Origin of the sequence: Mycobacterium riyadhense (genome assembly GCF_963853645.1) — a bacterium.
GTDB classification, from domain to species: Bacteria; Actinomycetota; Actinomycetes; order Mycobacteriales; family Mycobacteriaceae; genus Mycobacterium; species Mycobacterium riyadhense.
In genome coordinates this window covers 4327377-4344130 of sequence record NZ_OY970456.1, presented here as the reverse complement: position 1 = coordinate 4344130, position 16754 = coordinate 4327377, and the positions used below count along the sequence as shown (strand labels likewise).

Here is a 16754-nt window from a genome sequence, read left to right as displayed (position 1 = left end):
ACGCGCCCATATTGGTACTACAGTAGGGGTTCACATGATCAAGGTGATGGAGGGCTTCCGGGTCCTGGAGGTCGCACAATTCACGTTCGTTCCCGCGGCGGGCGCCATACTCGCCGACTGGGGCGCCGACGTCATCAAGGTCGAACATCCGGTGCGCGGTGACACCCAGCGCGGCTTCTTGCGCATGGGCGGTTTCCACCTCAACCGCGACCGGCATCCGCTCATCGAGCATCCCAACCGCGGCAAGCGCAGCGTCGGCATCGATGTGTCGACGCCGGGTGGTCAGCAAGTGATCTACGAACTCGCGACGAGCGCCGATGTGTTTCTTACCAACTGTCTGCCGTCGGTGCGTCAGAAGAACAGGTTCGATGTGGAGCACATTCGTGCGGCGAATCCGAAGATCGTGTACGCGCGAGGCAGCGCCTACGGGGACAAGGGCCCCGAGCGCGACGTCGGCGGCTATGACGGTACGGCGTTCTGGACTCGCAGTGGCATCGGGCACTGCCTGACGCCGCCCGAGCTCGGTGCGCCGCTGAGTCAGGGCATTCCCGCGTTCGGCGATTCCATTGGCGGGATGAACCTCGCCGGCGGCATCGCGGCTGCGCTGCTGCATCGCGAGCGCACCGGTGAAGCCCTCGAGGTTGACGTCTCGCTGCTCAGCACGGCGTGGTGGGCGGCGGGGGCGACCATGACGCAGGCGATGGATACCGGTGCAGCCATGCGGGCAGAGATGCCGAAATCCGGTGGCTCCGAATTCAATCCGTTTCTGGGCAATTTCCAGACGTCCGACGGCGGCACCATCAACTTGTGCATCGTGAGCCCGACCGAGTACATCCGCGACACCTTCGAACACCTGGGCTTAGCTGAGGCCGCCAACGATGCCCGGTTCGCGACCGCTCCGGCGTTGATGGAAAACGCAGCGGCCGCAAGCGATTTGATCGCTGAGGCCGTTGCGGGCGAGCCCTTCGACTATTGGCGTCAGCATCTGAAGACGATGAAAGGGCAGTGGGCGCCGTTCCAGAGCCCGACGGACCTCGGCGTTGACGAGCAGGCTATCGCCAACGACATGATCGTCGATGTGGAAGCCGCCGACGGCGGAGCTCCGTTCAAGGTGGTTCGCGGGCCGGTGCAGTTCAACCATGAGCCGTTGACCACCACACGTGCCCCGCAGGCCTCCGAGCACACCGAGTTGGTGTTGATCGAACTGGGCATGGACTGGGACCGCATCGAAGAACTGAAGAACTGCGGTGCCATCGCATAGCCGAAGACGGCGCGTGATCAGGCATTTATTGGCTGCGCTGGCGGTGCGGCCGGTTTGTAGAAAGCAGTACCGATAGGTATACAGTATCTACTGCGCGCCTATTCTTGAACGTAGTCATCACGCTCACGGCTGACGGCTCACAGCTCATAGCGATTGAGAGGATGTCCATCATGACGACGTTGGACTACCGGGCGATTGACGTCGACAACCACTACTACGAACCGATCGACTCGTTCACCCGGCATCTGCCCAAGGAATTCACGCGCCGCGGTGTGCAGATGCTCCACGACGGCAAGCGCACCTGGGCGGTCATCGGCGAGCGAATCAATCAGTTCGTCCCGAACCCGACCTTCGACCCGATCATCGAGCCGGGCTGTCTGGATCTGCTGTTTCGCGGCGAGATCCCCGAGGGCGTCGATCCGGCGTCGCTGATGAAGGTCGACCGGCTGGCGAACCACCCCGAGTACCAGAACCGGGCCGCCCGGGTCAAAGTCATGGACACCCAGAATCTCGAGACGGCGTTCATGCTGCCGACGTTCGCCTGCGGGGTTGAGGAGGCGCTCAAGCACGACATCGAAGCCACGATGGCCTCGCTGCACGCGTTCAACCTGTGGCTCGACGAGGACTGGGGATTCGACCGGCCGGATCACCGGATGATCTCGGCGCCAATCATTTCGCTGGCCGACCCGGATAAGGCTGTCGAGGAAGTCGAGTTCGTGTTAGGCAAGGGCGCCAGGTTGGTGCTGGTACGTCCGGCCCCGGTGCCCGGACTGGTCAAGCCGCGCTCGCTGGGTGATCCTTTGCACGATCCGGTTTGGGCGCGGCTGGCCGAAGCCGGGGTGCCCGTCGGTTTCCATCTCAGCGACAGCGGCTATCTGGCGATCAATGCGCTGTGGGGCGGCAAGGGCACCTTCGAAGGGTTCGGCAAGAAGGATCCGCTCGACCAAGTTTTGTTGGATGACAGGGCGATCCACGACACCATGGCGTCGATGATCGTCCACCAGGTCTTTACCCGGCATCCGAAGTTGAAGGTCGTCAGCATCGAGAACGGCTCGTACTTCGTGTACCGGTTGATCAAGCGGCTCAAGAAGGCGGCCAATACCGCCCCCTATCACTTCAAAGAGGATCCGGTGGCGCAGCTGCGGAACAATGTGTGGATCGCGCCTTACTACGAGGACGACGTGAAGCTGCTCGCCGAAACCATCGGGGTGGACAAGATCCTGTTCGGTTCGGACTGGCCGCATGGTGAGGGGCTTGCCGATCCGATGTCGTTCACCGCCGACATTCCACAGTTCCCGGAGTTCAGTGCCGAAGACACCCGTAAAGTCATGCGCGACAATGCGCTTGACCTGCTCGGTGTAAACGTTTCGGTGTCGGCCTAGCTCATGGGCGAATGGACGATCGGGGCGGTACTCGACGCGGTCGCCGAGGCCGTGCCCGATCGGGTGATGACGATCTGCGGGTCGCGGCGCAGCACGTTCGCCGAATCCGCGGAACGCACTCGCCGGCTGGCTAACTATCTGGCTGCACAAGGTTTTGGCGCGCATGCCGAACGCGACACCCTGGGCAACTGGGAGTGCGGGCAGGACCGCGTCGCGCTCATCATGCACAACGACCTGTACCCCGACGTGGTTATCGGGTGCCTGAAGGCGCGGGTGGTGCCGGTCAACGTCAACCACTACTACACACCGCGCGAAGTGGCCGACCTGCTCGCCTACGTCAAGCCGCGCGGCATTGTCTACCACCGCTCGCTAGGGGCCAAGTTCGCCGACGTGCTGCCCTGTGAGGGCGCCGAATCGCTGATTTCGGTTGACGACGGCAGCGACTTTGCCGAATTGGCCGGTGCCGTTGCCTTTGAAGATGCTCTGGCGCAGGGTGGTTCGGATCATGGGAACACGCCGCTACCCGACGACGTGCTGATGATCTGCACCGGCGGCACCACCGGGCGGCCCAAGGGTGTGATGTGGCGACAGGCCGACATCTATGTTGCGTCGATGAACGGTGACGACCACGCTGCCGTCGACGAGATCCATCAGCGAGCGCGAAACGCTGGCCCGCCGTGGTTCGCCGTTTCGCCGTTGATGCACGCCGCGGGCATGTGGACCGCGTTCGCGGCGTTCCTGGGCGGACAGACGGCCGTGCTCTACGACACCCGGCAAAAGTTCGACCCGGTTATGGCGCTCGAGATTGCCGAACGTGAGAAGGTCGGCATGATGACGATGGTGGGCGACGCATACGCGGCGCCGTTCGTCGACGAACTCGGGCGGCGCGGCTACGATCTGTCTTCGTTGCTTGCGATCGGTACCGGCGGGGCGGCCACCAACGTCAAATATCAACGGGCACTGCTGGGCTACCTGCCGCACATCATCTTGATCAACGGTTACGGGTCCTCGGAGACCGGAAATATGGGCTTCGGGCACAGCCGGTACGGCGCCCGCGCCGACACCTTCGTGCTGCGGACGGGCGGGCGGGTGCTGTCGGAGGACTATAGTCGCTTTCTTGAACCCGGTGATCCCGAGATCGGCTGGGTGGCGCGCGCCGGGCGAATCCCGTTGGGCTACTTCAATGATCGTTTGGCGACGGCCAGGACGTTCCCCGTGGTGGATGGGCAGCGGGTGGTGATATCGGGCGACCGCGCCTCGGTGGACGCCGATGGCACCCTTCGGCTCTTTGGCCGGGATTCGTTGGTGATCAACACCGGTGGCGAGAAGGTCTTCGTCGAGGAGGTCGAAGAGGTGCTGCGCGCGCACCCGTGCGTCGCCGACGCGTTGGTGGTCGGGCGGGACAGTAAGCGGTGGGGGCAGGAAGTGGTGGCGCTCGTCGAGTTGCGCGACGGAGCTGACAATGACGGATTGCGCTCGCACTGCAGCGCGGAGTTGGCGCGGTTCAAGGTGCCCAAGGCGTTCATCGTGGTCGACAAGGTGCGTCGGCTGGGCAATGGCAAGGCCGATTACCGTTGGGCCAAACAACAAGCCACGCAGCCGGTTAGGAGCCGCCGATGACGCAGCCCACCCCGCGGCCGGTCATCGACTGTCTGGTCAACGTCCACTTCGGTGAGACGGAAAACCAGCCCGAGTTCATGACCAAGGTCCGCGACGACTACTTCAAGGGGCCCGAGTCGATGTTCGACCCGGTGGACTTGTCCGAGTTGCTGGACGAGATGGACGAACACGGCGTGCAAAAGGCCATCCTGATGGACAACTTGGCCAAGCCGTCGGTGACCGCTCGCAAGTTCGTCGATGCGCGCCCCGACCGATTCGCGCTGGCGCTCGGTGGCATCAACCTGCTGCGTCCGGTGGCGCCGCTGCGGGAGCTGACTGCGGCGGTGGCCGACCTTCCGGTGGCGTATGCCGTTGTCGGCCCGAGCTTCTGGGCCGACGGCAGGTACCCGCCCAGCGACGCCGTGTACTACCCGCTGTATGCCAAGTGCGCCGAGCTCGACCTGCCGCTATGCGTCAACACCGGCATTCCCGGGCCACCGATTCCCGGTGAGGTGCAAAACCCGATCCACCTGGATCGGGTGTGCGTGCGCTTCCCGGAATTGAAGCTGTGCATGATCCACGGCGCAGATCCGTGGTGGGACATCGCGATCCGGATGCTGATCAAATACCGCAACCTACGGTTGATGACGTCGGCATGGTCGCCGAAAAGGTTGCCGGAGAGTCTCATCCACTACATGCGCACCCGAGGACCGAACAAGATCATCTTCGCCTCCGACTGGCCGGTGCTGCGCCAGCACCGCGTGGTGCCCGAGGCTCACGCTCTCGATCTGCCCCCCGAAGTCCTGGACAACTACCTCTACAACAACGCCAACGAATTCTTCTTCGAGGAGCGGTAAGGGATGGATAGATACGAATTGCGCCGCCTCGACTACAGCCTGACCGAGGATCACAAGGCCCTGCAGGCCGCTTACCGCGAACTGCTGGAGGCCCACTGCCCGATCGAGACGGTGTGGGCCGCACAGGAAACCGGGTTCGACAAGAGCCTGTGGGAGCGGTTGTGCGCCATGGGAGCCACCTCCATGGCGGTCGGCGAGGACGCCGGCGGTGACGGGGCGACGCTGGTGGATCTCGCGCTGGTCGCCGAAGAACTGGGCCGGGCGCTGGCCCCGGTGCCCTGGATCGACCATGTCTGTGCCGCACGGCTGACCGAACGATTGGGCGGTGTCGAGACCGAGGTGATCGAGGGCAGCCGGATTCTCGGGATCGACGCCGCGCTGGAACCCGTTGCAGGGTCGCGACTTATCCCTGCGGCGGCGGTCGCTGATGGCCTTTTGGTTCGGGACGGCGACGACGTGGTGTTGCTTCGGTTTGCGACCCGGCCCGCGCGGGTGCCGAACCTCGGCCAGCTTCCGATGGCCTGGGTGGATCCGACTGCGGCCGATTCGCGGACTGTGCTGGGCTGCGGCGCTACCGCGGTTGCTGCGTATCGTCGGGCGCTCGACGAATGGCGGGTGTTGAGTGCGGCGGCGCTGGTCGGCCTCGTCGAACAGGCGATGACGATCGCGGCCGAGTTCGCCAAGACCCGCTACACACTCGGCGTCCCAATCTCCACGCTGCAGGCGATTTCGCATCCGTTGGCCAACATGGCGATTGCCGTGCAGGGCGGCCGCAACCTGGCCCGGCGTGCGGCGTGGTTCCTCGACAACGAGCCCGACGAGCGACCTGAGCTGCCCGGGTGCGCGTTCGTGTTCATGGCCGAGGAGGCGCCCAAAGCCGCGACCATGGCGGTACACATCCAGGGCGGTCTGGGGGTGTCCGTGGAGGCGGCCGCGACGGCGTATCTGGTGCGGGCCCGGGGTTGGGCGCTGGCCGGCGGCGATCCGGGCGCCACGGCCAAACTAGTTGGACGGCTCGTCGCCGAGCGCGAAAGCGCTTAACGCAATGGATTTCACACTCGTAGAGCTAGACGCCGAGGACAAGGCGTTTCTGGCTGAGGTTCGCGCGTTTCTTGCCGAACACGTGACCGACCAGGTGCGCCGTCGGGACCGTGACACCGGGGACAACTTCGACGAAGGCGTGCATCTGGCGATCGGCGCGGCCGGGTATCTGGAGAAGGAGTGGAAGGCTTTCGAGGACGGCGGTTTCAGCCGGGTTCGCCGTCGCATCTGGGAGCTGGAGAAGCGCCGTTTCCATACGCCGTGGGTGACGTGGGGCACCACGTCGATGGTGGCGCGGGCCGTCGCCGCGTTCGGCAAGCCTGAGCTGGTCGAGGAGGTGCTGCCCAAAGTCTTCAGGGGCGAGGTGCGGATGTGCCTGGGCTACACCGAACCCGAGGGCGGATCTGACGTCGCCACGTGCAAGACCCGCGCGGTGCGCGACGGCGATCAGTGGGTGATCACCGGCTCGAAGATGTTCACCACTGGCGCGCACAACTGCCAGTACGTGTTTCTCATCACCAACACCGACCCGGATGCGCGGAAACACAAGAGCCTGACCATGTTTCTGGTTCCCCTTGACCTACCGGGCATCGAGATCCAGGGCATTCGCACCGTCGACGGCGACCGAACCAACATCGTGTACTACGGCGACGTCCGTGTTGACGACAAATACCGGCTCGGCGAGGTCAACGGCGGCTGGACCGTGCTGCGCGGACCGTTGGACGCTGAGCACGGCGCTGTTGTCCCGGCGCCGGACGGGCTGCAGGACGTCACGATCATGGCCCACCAGGCAGGGTTCATGTCCGCGGCGGTGGACGCGGTGGCGGCTGCCGTCGCGGGGCCGGGCGTTGCCAGGGTGCGTGCGATCGACGACGGATCGGTGGCATATCGGTTGGGCCGCAGTGTTGCCCGGCTGGAGGCGGCGTTGTCGACTCCGAGCATCTTCGGCAGGGTCGCGCAGGCGCAGGCCATGCGCGACATCGGAGCCGATCTGATGGACATCGCGGGTCCCGCCTCGGTGCTGCCCATCGAGACCGATGGTGCCGCCGACAACGGGACTTCGGAGTATCTCTACCGATTCGCGCCGTTGGCCGGGATTTACGGTGGGACACTTGAGGTCTTCCGAAACATGATCGCCCAGCATGTGTTGGGGCTCGGCAAGCCGCACTACTCATCGCCGGCGAAGAAGGCGTTCTGATAACGACAGCCTGTTACTTCAGGAGCGCGAGCACTTCATCGACGCTGCGGGTGGTCAAGAGATGATCCGCGGGAACGGCAACGACTTTGTCGCTCAAGGGGAAGCGGTGTTGGCCAGGGTAGACGATCGCCAGCCTCGCCAGTTGGAGGTCGACCAGAGCCGAGCGCATCGACCGGGTGAGCGACGGTGCCGATGTTCTCTTAATCTCGAACCCATAGGGGCGACCTGATAATTCAACGTAAAGGTCGAGTTCGGCGTCTTGTTGGGTGCGCCAAAAGTACAGCGGGCTCGGGGCGAGCAGGGCCGCAAGCTGTTCGATCACAAACCCCTCCCAGCTAGCGCCGAGTTTCGGATTGCGTTCGAGGGAGAGCCGATCGTCTATACCGAGCAGCCGGTGTAACAGACCGGTGTCCCGGATATAGATCTTCGGTGATCGGCGTTGTCGCTTTTCGATATTGGCGAACCAGGGCGTCAGCTGACGGACGACGAGTGCATCAGTGAGCGCGTCAAGGTAGCGTCGCGCCGTCGTCTGAGCCACGTCGAGCGATCGGGCAAGCTCGGCGCCGTTCCAGAGTTGGGCGTGGAAATGGGCGAGCATCGTCCACGCGCGCCGCATTGTCGCGGCCGGAATCCGCACGCCGAGCTGAGCGAGATCGCGCTCCAGAAACGTTGTGATGTAGCCGTCGCGCCACGCCGCGGAGTCCTCGTCGGAGCGCGCCGTGAACGACGGCGGAAGACCGCCACGCAACCAGAGGCGATCAGCAGCCGAAGCTCCGACATCGCGCACGGTCAGGCCGGACAACTCCACCAACTCGACGCGTCCGGCGAGGCTTTCAGATGCTAGTCCGACAAGGTCGGGCGAGGCACTGCCGAGAATCAGAAACCGGGCGGACATGCCCGGCCTGTCGACGAGCACCCGTACGACCGGAAACAGATCCGGTATCCGTTGCGCCTCATCGATCGTGATCAGCCCGCTGAGCCCAGACAGGGCCAACATCGGGTCGGCGAGCCGCGCGGCGTCGACCGGATTCTCGGCGTCAAACGTGCATTCCGGCGGCGACTGGCCCACCAGCCGGCTGAGGGTGGTCTTGCCGGCTTGGCGAGGTCCGGTGAGCAGCACGACAGGTGCCCGGTCCAACGCGCGTCGTAGCCGGGTAGCGGCGTCGGGGCGGTCGATCAGCATTACATGCAATCCTAGCGCCTAGCGCTGATATTTCATGGAAGGGCATTCCCATACCACTGCTTTGCTCGTGACACCGTTTCGCACGTACGAGTCGCCGAGTCGGCAAGCGCCGAGACTCCTGGGAGTCGAACACCAGAACGTGGTGGCACGCCGCCGTGAAGCGCATGAGCTGTTCACCGTCACCCACGACGGGCGCGGTCGCACAGCTACCTTTCAAGAGCCTTAGCGCAGGCGGCCAGCACCGCCAGGAAACTCGAGCGCAGCAGCGGACGGCTGACCGCCTCCAACAGTTTGCCGCCCGCACGTGCCGGGTGGGTGTAGTTGGTCAACCAGTCGACGCGGGTGCCATCATCCGACGCAGTAAACGTCAACGTGCCGCCGTTGTGATTGAACGGCGGGAATGAACCGACAATGAGGTAGGAATAGCTGTGCGGTCGATCGTAGGCCGTGATCTCCTCGCGGAATCGCATGCCAACACCGACCACCTCGCGCACCGCACCCGCGCCCGGCGGCCGACGAGTCTTTCGCGTAGCCGGCCCTGAGAGCCAACGGCGCCGTGGCCAAATTGGCCGGATCGGCCAGCCAGTCGAAGACCTGTTCAACAGGGGCAGCGATGGTCCGCTCCACGTGAATCTCGACCATGACAATCTCCTTTCTGGCCCTTCCGGCTACGGCCGACGTCCGAGGAAGCTACCGCGTTTCACGTCGATCGCTTCGATGGCGAAACCGCGATGGGCGAGTCGCTGCTGGAAAAACGCTGCGCTCACGTCGCGGCTTAGCCGCGCGCCGGTCTCCCGGGCAAACACCCGAGCTTGCGGTAGGACGATCGGCGGCGCCCCGTCGCCCACGGCGGTGAACCGGATCGTCGTTCCGTCCCCGAACACTGCCGAGTACTGGTATTCCAGTAACTGAAACCACCCGCGCGGTCCACGGATCGAAATCGAGGAATCCGGTTCCACGCGAAACTCGCGTCCTCGCTTGATGAACGGAACGACATTCCAACCGACGAGCAACAGTCCCGGCACGACCAGTACGAACAACGCGTAGCCGCGGGTATCTTCCAAATGCCCGTCGTACGACCAGCCGGTGAGGACCTCGGCGGTCCAGCCGACGACGAAGGACCCCATGTCGCTAACCACATCGCGGATGGTGGCGCGACCGGTGGCCACGTCGTAGACGACCGCGCCCGTGGCGCCAATTCCTCCGATGGTGAGCACCACACCGAACAGCACTAGACCCCAATTCGTCCGCGACACGAACGCGCCGCGCACGTGGGCCGGTTCGTCGATGTCCACCTTCGGGCCGCCAAGTGGCTTGGCCATGCACCAGACGCTGACGCCGATCGCCGCCGCGAGCGCCAACAGTTCGACGGGACCGAAGGATTCGCGATCAGAATGCGCGATTGCCAAGCCGAGGAAGCCCAGCCATGCCCCCCACCGCAGCCCCCGCTGCCAACCCGCGACGCGCATTTCCGGGGTCATGTCGGTCATCCGGGGATCCTAGCGCGGCGCCGTTTCGTCGATATGGGCGTCGAAACCGGCACTGAACCGTTCCTTGGCTACTTCGCGATCTAGTCGAGCGGATTGGGGCGCTCGAGCGGTGACCCGATGCGGTGCAGGGTCCCATCCGCATCGACGAAAGCGAATTCACGCAAGCCGTACGGAGTGTCGTGCGGTGGGTGCAGGTGGCCCTCGAGGTTCTCAAGTGTGGCCCATTCCGCATAGAGGGCATCGGCGTCACTCACGTAGAGATACACGCTGGAGGCGGTGGTGAGGGGATTGTGCTCGGCCCACTCGGTGAGGTGGATCTGGATGGACCCGCGATCGACAAACCCGTAGCGTTCCGGACCTTCGTAGCCGCGGGCGTCGAATCCGAGTCGGCGGTAGCGGGCTAGCGCGATGTCGAGGTTTCGGACGGGAACAATCGGCGCTACTGAGGTGAAGTCGATTTGCGGCACGCCAGGAGTCTGTCACGTGTGCGTTAACTCCTCCGATGGCACGGGCTGATCAACGACATGTACACCGGGGCGGGCCCGAGCAACCCGATCGGCCAGGCCAGCGGGATAGTGCTGCCGGTGTGAGTAGGGCATGTCTCCCATATGAGAAGGCGTTGAATGTCGAGGATTGACCGGTGAGCGATTGGGTGTGATTTCCGATCAGTTCTGGACGGCGGTCGAGTGTTTGATGCCATAATCGCGTCGTAAACCGGACTTCAGGTCATCCTAGGGAAAGGCCCGTCCACCACCACCACCTCATCGCCGCGACTCAGGAGTCGAAATGATGTTGAAGCTCACTCGCCTTGGCGCCGCGATATTGGGTTGTGCTGCGGCGCTTGTGTTTTCTGGTGCGGTTGCCAGCGCTGATCCGCCTGACCCGCATCAGCCGGACATGACCAAGGGCTGGTGCCCGGGTGGTCGATGGGGTTGGGGCAATTTGGCCGTGTGTGACGGCGAGAAGTACCCCGACGGGTCGTATTGGCACCAGTGGATGAAAACCTGGGTGGTCGGCCCTCAGTTCTACTACGACTGTGTCAGCGGCGATGAACCTCTCCCGGGTCCGCCACCCCCGGGTGGCTGCGGCGGGGCGATTCCGCCCGACCAGCCTGCTCCGCCCGACGAGCCCGCCCCGCCCCCAACCTGACCGCGGCGCGCACTATTAGCCTTTGAGCGCTTCCGCGCGCGCCCATCGGTAGTCGGCCTTACCCGACGGGCTGCGCTGAATCACGGTACGGAACACGACCGCTTTGGGAAGTTTATAGCGCGCCACGGACTTTGCGGCGTGTGCGATCAGTTCGTCAGCCTCAGCGCTGCCCCCTTCCGCGAGCGCGACGATCGCAACCACTTCCTGGCCCCAGCGCTCACTCGGCCGTCCGGCCACCACCACATCGGCCACCGCGGGATGTGAGGCGATCGCGGTTTCGACCTCCTCGGCGAAGATCTTCTCGCCGCCGGAGTTGATGGTCACCGAGTCGCGGCCCAGCAGTTCGATGCGGCCGTCGGTGTAGTGGCGTGCCCGGTCGCCCGGAACGGCGTACCGCACACCGTCAATGACCGGGAAGGTTGCCGCGGTCTTGGCGGCGTCGCCCTTGTAGCCGAGCGGAACGTAACCGCGCTGCGCCAGCCAGCCCATGCCGTCGTGTCCGGGCGGCAAGATCGAGGACAGGTCCTCGGCGGCCACGAAGGTATCGGGTCCGGCGTTGAAGGTGCCGGTCGAGACCGCGCCCAAGCTGGACAGGTGGTGCATCTGCGCGCCGGTCTCAGAGGATCCGACGCCGTCGACGACCATGACGCTGGGCAAGACGTCGATCAAACGCTGCTTGACATAGGGAGTCAACAGCGCCCCGCCATTGGCGACGACGGCCAGTGACGATACGTCGGCGATGCCCTTCTCGATGGCGGCCACCAGCGGCCGCGCGATTGCGTCGCCCACTACGGTTACGGCCATCACCCGTTCGCGCTCGATGGTGCGCACGACGTCCTCGGCGTCCAAATGGTCCACCACAGTGGGGAATACGATGGACTGCCCGGTGGTGATTGCCATCATTACGGTCCATTGGGCGGCGCCGTGGATCAGCGGTGGCAACACCATAAGCTTGGTTCCCGGCCCCGTGGTCACGCGCGCCACGATCTCGTCGACAGACGCGACGGGCTGGCCGCTGTAGAGATCGCGGCCGCCGAACGACGTCATAAAGATGTCGTGCTGGCGCCACAGCACGCCCTTCGGCATGCCGGTGGTTCCGCCGGTGTACAGGACGTACAAGTCGTCGGGGGAGTGCTGCACTGGGGGTGGGCCCGGTGACGCTGATGCCAGGGCATCCTCGTAATCGATTGCGCCGTCAAGCAAGTCGTTGCCCGAGTCGTCGGCGATCTGAATGAGCACGCGCAGCTTGGGCAGGTCCGTTAGGATTTCGGCGACCCGGGGCGCGAATGCGGCGTGGTAAACAAGCGCGGTCGCATCCGCGTCCGACAACAGGTACTGCAGCTCGTTCTTGACATAGCGAAAGTTGACATTGAACGGGGCGACTCGCGCGGCGAAGGTGCCGAGCAGCGTTTCGACGAATTCGTTTCCGTTGTAGGCATAGATGCCGAGCAGGTCCTGGCCCGCTTCGTGGCCGGCCAGCGCGGAGCGCTCGGTGTGACACCCCAGTCCCTGCGAATGTAGATAGGCAGCAAGGCGGCTCGATCGCCCGACGATCTGCGCGTAGGTGAAGCGCCGGCCGCCCTGGATGACCAAGTCACGCTCGCCAATCGCGCTCGCGACAGCCGCCGCGACCTCAGGAACTGTGAAGGCAGCGCTCAAGGTCAATCCTTTCCGGTGAGCAGACACAGAATCGCACTCGCGAGGCCCGCGCAGTGCGATTCTGTGTCTGCTCGCGCATCACGGTTGGTGGGGGAGTAGCCGGACCATCAGGCCGTTGGCCTGGTTGAGCAGTGTGCCGTCGGCGCTGGTCATGGTCGCGTCGATAAAGATCTTCCTACCATCGACATTGGTGATGCGGCCGTGGCAGGTCAACGGCTCGTCGATGGGGGTGATGCTGCGGTAGTCGACGTGCAGGTAACCCGTGCGGGTGGGGCGGATATTCGCGGTGGAGACCACCATGCCGAAGAGCCAGTCGTAGAGCAGTGGGATCATGCCGCCGTGCACGGCGTTGTTGCCGCCGACGTGGGATCGGGTGAAGTGGCCTTGCATGGTCACGCCGTCAGGACCGCCTTCCGCGAGAATCCAGGGCGGCAGCAAGGGATGCCCCAACCCGGGCAGATCAAGGACTCGGCCACCGGGTGCCTCGACTTCGGGCACCTGATGGCGTTCGAGCAACGCACAGGCGCTTTCGACCCGCTCGGCGGCGCTGGTCCACAACGCGGCCTCCGGGTTGGTGGAGACGGCCAGATCCTGCAGGCGCCGCATCGCCGCCGCGAACCGCCCCAGCTCCGGATGCGGTGCGTCGACAGGTTTGATGTCGGGAAACCCGCCGCGGATCCCGGATGCGGTCTCGGTCATGTCGCCTTCCAAATGTTGAGCAGTTCGTCGGTGGTGGTGATGGTCGCCAGCAGCGACAGCGTGTTGGCGATGACTGCCTCGCCGTATTCGGTCGGTATTCCGGCAACCGCATCGCGCGGTACGACGACGCGATAGGCCGCGTTGACGGCGTACATCGCCACGTTGGGTATCGCGATATTCAGCGAAACGCCAACCACGACGATGGTCGACACCCCGAGGTTGCGCAGGATCGCGTCGAGGTCGGTGCCGCCCATCGGTCCGACGCCATGCCATCGGCTGAGCACCAGATCTGTTGGCTCAGGACCTAATTCGGGTAGCAGTGCCGCTCCCGCAGAGCCAGGCGCGATGTCGACACTGCCTCGCCTGCCGGCGAAAATCCGCGCGTTGTGGTTGGCGCCGAGCCCATCGGGGCGCCCCAGCGCCATCCGTGAAACGGGCACCGCACGCAATCGCCGACCACTTTGCCGCCATGGCCGATGTGCGCGCCAAGGTGTTTGCAGTGCGCTTCCAGGACGTGCAGCTCACCGGACTCGTCCCGGTAGGCGACCAGGTCCTCGCCGAAGTAGTGCAACGGCCGCACCTCACCGACGGGAAACTCGGGCGACCAACCGATCATGAACCAGCCAGTGACCTTCCAGGTGAATGGGACTTCCACGTCGGCTCCTCGGTGCGGATGATACTAAATCCGTTACAGTATAGATTTCAGCAGGTCTTCGGAAGTTCGTCCAGAGCGCGGCAAGGAGCTTTATGACCGGAGCGGAGCGCTTATCGCCCGCAACTCGTGCCCGGGACATCGCCCGCGAGTTCGCCCTTGTGGTCCCGCGGACGGTATCCGGCCTTAACCAATCGACCGGGTGGGTCCCGGCCTCGCGGCGCGGCGTGCGTCAGTTCGGCGAGGTCTTTCTGGATGAGCTTGTGCTGAGCGGCTTTTCGTTGCTGGGCGGAAATCTGCCCACCGATATACGTACGCTGGACGCATGCTCCCCCGCCGCCGAGGAATTGTCCGCGCTGGGCATTGGCGGCGCACATGTCGACCCGGAACCGTTGCGGATTAGCACGATACGACGCCGTCGCATTGGTGCGTTGGCGTACCAGCGGATGACATTCCGACATGAGCCAACGTTGCCAAAGACACTGCTGGATGAGGGCTTTGGCGGTCCCGCGACAGCGGTGGTGTACCTGTGTCGGCACCGCGACGGGCCGCGACCTTGGCTCGTCTGGGTGCACGGCGCCGGTCAGGGCGGCGCGGAGGACATGTTGTTGTCTCGAATCGACAGGGTGCACCGCAAGCTGGGATTCAACGTCGCGATGCCCGTGCAACCTGGACACGGTAGCCGGCGTCGCGAATGGCCACGCTATCCGGACATAGATCCACTCGGCAACGTCGCAGGGATGATGCGGGCCGTGTCGGAAGTGCGTGCGGTGCTGCGCTGGATCCAACCCAAGGCCACCGCGATGATGGTGGCCGGGATTTCGCTGGGCAGCCCGGTTGCCGCGCTGGTGTCGCACCTAGAGCGCAACGTCGACGCGGTAGCGTTGTATACCCCGATCCTGGGACTCAACTCGATGATCGCGCGACACTTGGGGCGCTGGCGCCCGTCGCGCAATGGATTCCGAGAGCTGTTGGTATCTCCGGTGGTTTCGCGGTTGACCTCCGTCATCGATCCACTGGCAGTCGACCCGGCGCCGCCGCCGCATCGCCGGCTCATCGTCGGTGCCTGGCACGATCGGATGGCCATGCGCGAGCCCGCGATTGCGCTGCAAGAACGCTGGGACGGTGAGCTCTACTGGTACGACGGCAGCCACGTCGGTCAAGTGTTTTCCCGCCGCGTGCAGCGGGTCTCAGAGCGGTTTCTGCGCGGGGTCGCCGAGGTGTGCGAGTAATGGCCGCCTGGACCGCGCGCGAAGTCGTGGAACAGTACAACCTCGTCGTCTGGAACGAACGCAACCTGGCGCTGGCCGAGGAGTTGTTCGCCGACACCGTCATTCGCCACGAGGTCGCCGAGGCGCACACGCTAACCCGCGAGCAGGCCGTCAAGCGCGTCGAAGACACCTGGGCGATGTTCGACAAGCTGCACTTCGACCTCAACGTTGTGATCGCCGGCGACGATGGTGACGGCACCGAAACCAACGTCGCCGGCATCGAGGTGTTCCGTGTCGTCGACGGCAAGGGAGTTTGGACGTGAGCACGCTCGACGAATTGGGTTACTACTTGTTGGCCGGAGCCGGGGGAGAGGGCCCGGCGACCTTGATAGACGAGGCGCGCCGCGGCGAGGAGTTGGGCTTCGGCACCGCATTCATCTCCGAACGCTGGAACGTCAAGGAAGCCTCCTCGCTCGTCGGCGCCGCATGCGCAGTCACCAACAGAATGCAGATCGCCACCGCCGCAACCAATCACAACACTCGCCATCCGCTGATCACGGGATCGTGGGCGACCACCATGCATCGGCTCTCCGGCGGACGCTTCACGTTGGGAATCGGCCGCGGCATTGCCGCGATCTACGGCGCGTTCGGTATACCGGCGGTGACGACCGCGCAGATGGAGGACTGGGCGCAGGTGATGCGCCGGCTATGGCACGGCGAGGTGATCTTCAATCACGATGGCCCGATGGGCAAGTACCCGATCCTGTTTCTCGATCGGGACTTCAACGAAGACATTCGATTGGCGCTGGTGGCCTTCGGGCCCAACACGCTCGCGCTCGGCGGACGCGCGTTCGACGACGTCATCCTGCACACCTACTTCACCCCGGAAACGTTGCAACGCAGCGTCATGGCCGTCAAATCCGCCGCCGAGAAGGCCGGCCGTGACCCGGACAGCGTACGAGTGTGGTCGTGCTTGGCGACGGTCGGTGACCACCTACCGCAGCGGCTTCGGCTGAAGAAGACCGTCGCGCGCCTGGCCACCTACTTGCAGGGCTATGGCGATCTGATGGTGCGGACAAACAACTGGGATCACGCTGTGCTGCAACGGTTTCGGGAGGACCCGGTGGTGACGTCGATCGCCGGCGGGATCGATCACAAGGCCACGTCCGAGCAGATCGAGCACATCGCGACGTTGATTCCCGACGAATGGCTGGAGCCGTCGGCCACCGGGTCAGCCCAGCAGTGCGTCGACCGTATCCGCCAGGAGTTCGACTACGGCGCCGACGCCGTGATCATGCACGGGGCAACACCCGACGAATTGGAGCCAATCGTCGCCGCCTACCGGTGCACCGATTAGTCGCGAGCGTGCGGAG

At 64.5% G+C, this 16754-nt stretch carries 15 protein-coding genes and 3 pseudogenes; 10 read left to right on the top strand and 8 right to left on the bottom strand.

The features are described 5' to 3' along the window. Window positions 1-34 precede the first annotated feature (34 nt). The 6 genes from AADZ78_RS19110 (at window position 35) to AADZ78_RS19085 (ending at window position 7338) form a co-directional block, all read left to right on the top strand. A complete protein-coding gene (locus tag AADZ78_RS19110; RefSeq protein WP_085251698.1) occupies window positions 35-1261 on the top strand; it encodes a CaiB/BaiF CoA transferase family protein in 1227 nt (408 codons plus the stop codon). 161 nt (window positions 1262-1422) lie between these two features. Next, window positions 1423-2643: an amidohydrolase family protein gene (locus AADZ78_RS19105; protein ID WP_085251697.1), complete on the top strand. Its 1221-nt coding sequence runs from the start codon at window positions 1423-1425 to the stop codon at window positions 2641-2643. A 3-nt stretch (window positions 2644-2646) separates the two neighbouring features. Beyond that, the gene (locus tag AADZ78_RS19100; RefSeq protein WP_085251696.1) at window positions 2647-4263 is read left to right on the top strand and encodes an acyl-CoA synthetase; all 1617 of its coding nucleotides are present in this window, start codon (window positions 2647-2649) and stop codon (window positions 4261-4263) included. Continuing rightward, a complete protein-coding gene (locus AADZ78_RS19095) occupies window positions 4260-5099 on the top strand; it encodes an amidohydrolase family protein (protein WP_085251695.1) in 840 nt (279 codons plus the stop codon). Before AADZ78_RS19100 ends, AADZ78_RS19095 begins: the two co-directional genes overlap by 4 nt. Window positions 5100-5102: 3 nt before the next feature. Then, window positions 5103-6140, top strand: a complete 1038-nt coding sequence (locus tag AADZ78_RS19090) for an acyl-CoA dehydrogenase family protein (protein WP_085251694.1) — start codon at window positions 5103-5105, stop codon at window positions 6138-6140. Between the two features lie 4 nt (window positions 6141-6144). Then, window positions 6145-7338 (top strand): acyl-CoA dehydrogenase family protein, encoded by a 1194-nt coding sequence (locus tag AADZ78_RS19085; protein WP_085251693.1) that lies wholly within the window; start codon window positions 6145-6147, stop codon window positions 7336-7338. Between the two features lie 13 nt (window positions 7339-7351). On the opposite strand, the gene AADZ78_RS19080 is transcribed toward AADZ78_RS19085, so the two are convergent. From AADZ78_RS19080 to AADZ78_RS19065, 4 genes and pseudogenes are all read right to left on the bottom strand, one after another. After that, window positions 7352-8521 (bottom strand): ATP-binding protein, encoded by a 1170-nt coding sequence (locus tag AADZ78_RS19080; protein ID WP_085251692.1) that lies wholly within the window; start codon window positions 8519-8521, stop codon window positions 7352-7354. A gap of 206 nt (window positions 8522-8727) precedes the next feature. Beyond that, a pseudogene (locus AADZ78_RS19075) lies at window positions 8728-9163 on the bottom strand (SRPBCC family protein). A 26-nt stretch (window positions 9164-9189) separates the two neighbouring features. Continuing rightward, on the bottom strand, window positions 9190-10011 hold the full coding sequence (locus AADZ78_RS19070) for a hypothetical protein (RefSeq protein WP_085251691.1): 822 nt from the start codon (window positions 10009-10011) through the stop codon (window positions 9190-9192). Between the two features lie 80 nt (window positions 10012-10091). After that, complete coding sequence (locus tag AADZ78_RS19065; RefSeq protein WP_085251741.1) at window positions 10092-10469, bottom strand: bleomycin resistance protein; 378 nt, start codon at window positions 10467-10469, stop codon at window positions 10092-10094. Window positions 10470-10797: 328 nt separating this feature from the next. Here AADZ78_RS19065 and AADZ78_RS19060 point away from each other — a divergent pair, with 328 nt between their 5' ends. Then, window positions 10798-11160, top strand: coding sequence for a hypothetical protein (locus tag AADZ78_RS19060; protein WP_085251690.1), 363 nt, complete (start codon window positions 10798-10800; stop codon window positions 11158-11160). Between the two features lie 15 nt (window positions 11161-11175). On the opposite strand, the gene AADZ78_RS19055 is transcribed toward AADZ78_RS19060, so the two are convergent. The 4 genes and pseudogenes from AADZ78_RS19055 to AADZ78_RS19040 form a co-directional block, all read right to left on the bottom strand. Further along, window positions 11176-12819, bottom strand: coding sequence for an acyl-CoA synthetase (locus AADZ78_RS19055; RefSeq protein ID WP_085251689.1), 1644 nt, complete (start codon window positions 12817-12819; stop codon window positions 11176-11178). Between the two features lie 78 nt (window positions 12820-12897). Beyond that, window positions 12898-13518, bottom strand: coding sequence for a PaaI family thioesterase (locus AADZ78_RS19050; RefSeq protein ID WP_085251688.1), 621 nt, complete (start codon window positions 13516-13518; stop codon window positions 12898-12900). Continuing rightward, window positions 13515-13931, bottom strand: a pseudogene (locus tag AADZ78_RS19045) (isochorismatase family protein); the annotation flags it as partial. The pseudogene AADZ78_RS19045 and the gene AADZ78_RS19050, both read right to left, overlap by 4 nt. After that, a pseudogene (locus tag AADZ78_RS19040) lies at window positions 13931-14173 on the bottom strand (Rieske 2Fe-2S domain-containing protein); the annotation flags it as partial. The pseudogenes AADZ78_RS19045 and AADZ78_RS19040, both read right to left, overlap by 1 nt. Before the next feature lie 92 nt (window positions 14174-14265). Between AADZ78_RS19040 and AADZ78_RS19035 the strand changes: the two are divergent. The 3 genes from AADZ78_RS19035 to AADZ78_RS19025 are packed head-to-tail and all read left to right on the top strand — an operon-like array spanning window position 14266 to window position 16738. Continuing rightward, window positions 14266-15402 (top strand): PHB depolymerase family esterase, encoded by a 1137-nt coding sequence (locus AADZ78_RS19035; protein ID WP_085251686.1) that lies wholly within the window; start codon window positions 14266-14268, stop codon window positions 15400-15402. Continuing rightward, the gene (locus AADZ78_RS19030; protein ID WP_085251685.1) at window positions 15402-15704 is read left to right on the top strand and encodes a polyketide cyclase; all 303 of its coding nucleotides are present in this window, start codon (window positions 15402-15404) and stop codon (window positions 15702-15704) included. Before AADZ78_RS19035 ends, AADZ78_RS19030 begins: the two co-directional genes overlap by 1 nt. Continuing rightward, window positions 15695-16738: a TIGR03857 family LLM class F420-dependent oxidoreductase gene (locus AADZ78_RS19025; protein WP_085251684.1), complete on the top strand. Its 1044-nt coding sequence runs from the start codon at window positions 15695-15697 to the stop codon at window positions 16736-16738. Before AADZ78_RS19030 ends, AADZ78_RS19025 begins: the two co-directional genes overlap by 10 nt. The last annotated feature ends 16 nt before the right edge of the window (window positions 16739-16754 follow it).

Bases quoted from the DNA above. Each gene is read 5' to 3' on its own strand.
- AADZ78_RS19060 (WP_085251690.1), top strand. From the start codon at position 10,798: ATGATGTTGAAGCTCACTCGCCTTGGCGCCGCGATATTGGGTTGTGCT.
- AADZ78_RS19085 (WP_085251693.1), top strand. From the start codon at position 6,145: ATGGATTTCACACTCGTAGAGCTAGACGCCGAGGACAAGGCGTTTCTG.
- AADZ78_RS19095 (WP_085251695.1), top strand. From the start codon at position 4,260: ATGACGCAGCCCACCCCGCGGCCGGTCATCGACTGTCTGGTCAACGTC.
- AADZ78_RS19100 (WP_085251696.1), top strand. From the start codon at position 2,647: ATGGGCGAATGGACGATCGGGGCGGTACTCGACGCGGTCGCCGAGGCC.
- AADZ78_RS19090 (WP_085251694.1), top strand. From the start codon at position 5,103: ATGGATAGATACGAATTGCGCCGCCTCGACTACAGCCTGACCGAGGAT.
- AADZ78_RS19035 (WP_085251686.1), top strand. From the start codon at position 14,266: ATGACCGGAGCGGAGCGCTTATCGCCCGCAACTCGTGCCCGGGACATC.
- AADZ78_RS19105 (WP_085251697.1), top strand. From the start codon at position 1,423: ATGTCCATCATGACGACGTTGGACTACCGGGCGATTGACGTCGACAAC.
- AADZ78_RS19070 (WP_085251691.1), bottom strand. From the start codon at position 10,011: ATGACCGACATGACCCCGGAAATGCGCGTCGCGGGTTGGCAGCGGGGG.
- AADZ78_RS19110 (WP_085251698.1), top strand. From the start codon at position 35: ATGATCAAGGTGATGGAGGGCTTCCGGGTCCTGGAGGTCGCACAATTC.
- AADZ78_RS19030 (WP_085251685.1), top strand. From the start codon at position 15,402: ATGGCCGCCTGGACCGCGCGCGAAGTCGTGGAACAGTACAACCTCGTC.
- AADZ78_RS19050 (WP_085251688.1), bottom strand. From the start codon at position 13,518: ATGACCGAGACCGCATCCGGGATCCGCGGCGGGTTTCCCGACATCAAA.
- AADZ78_RS19080 (WP_085251692.1), bottom strand. From the start codon at position 8,521: ATGCTGATCGACCGCCCCGACGCCGCTACCCGGCTACGACGCGCGTTG.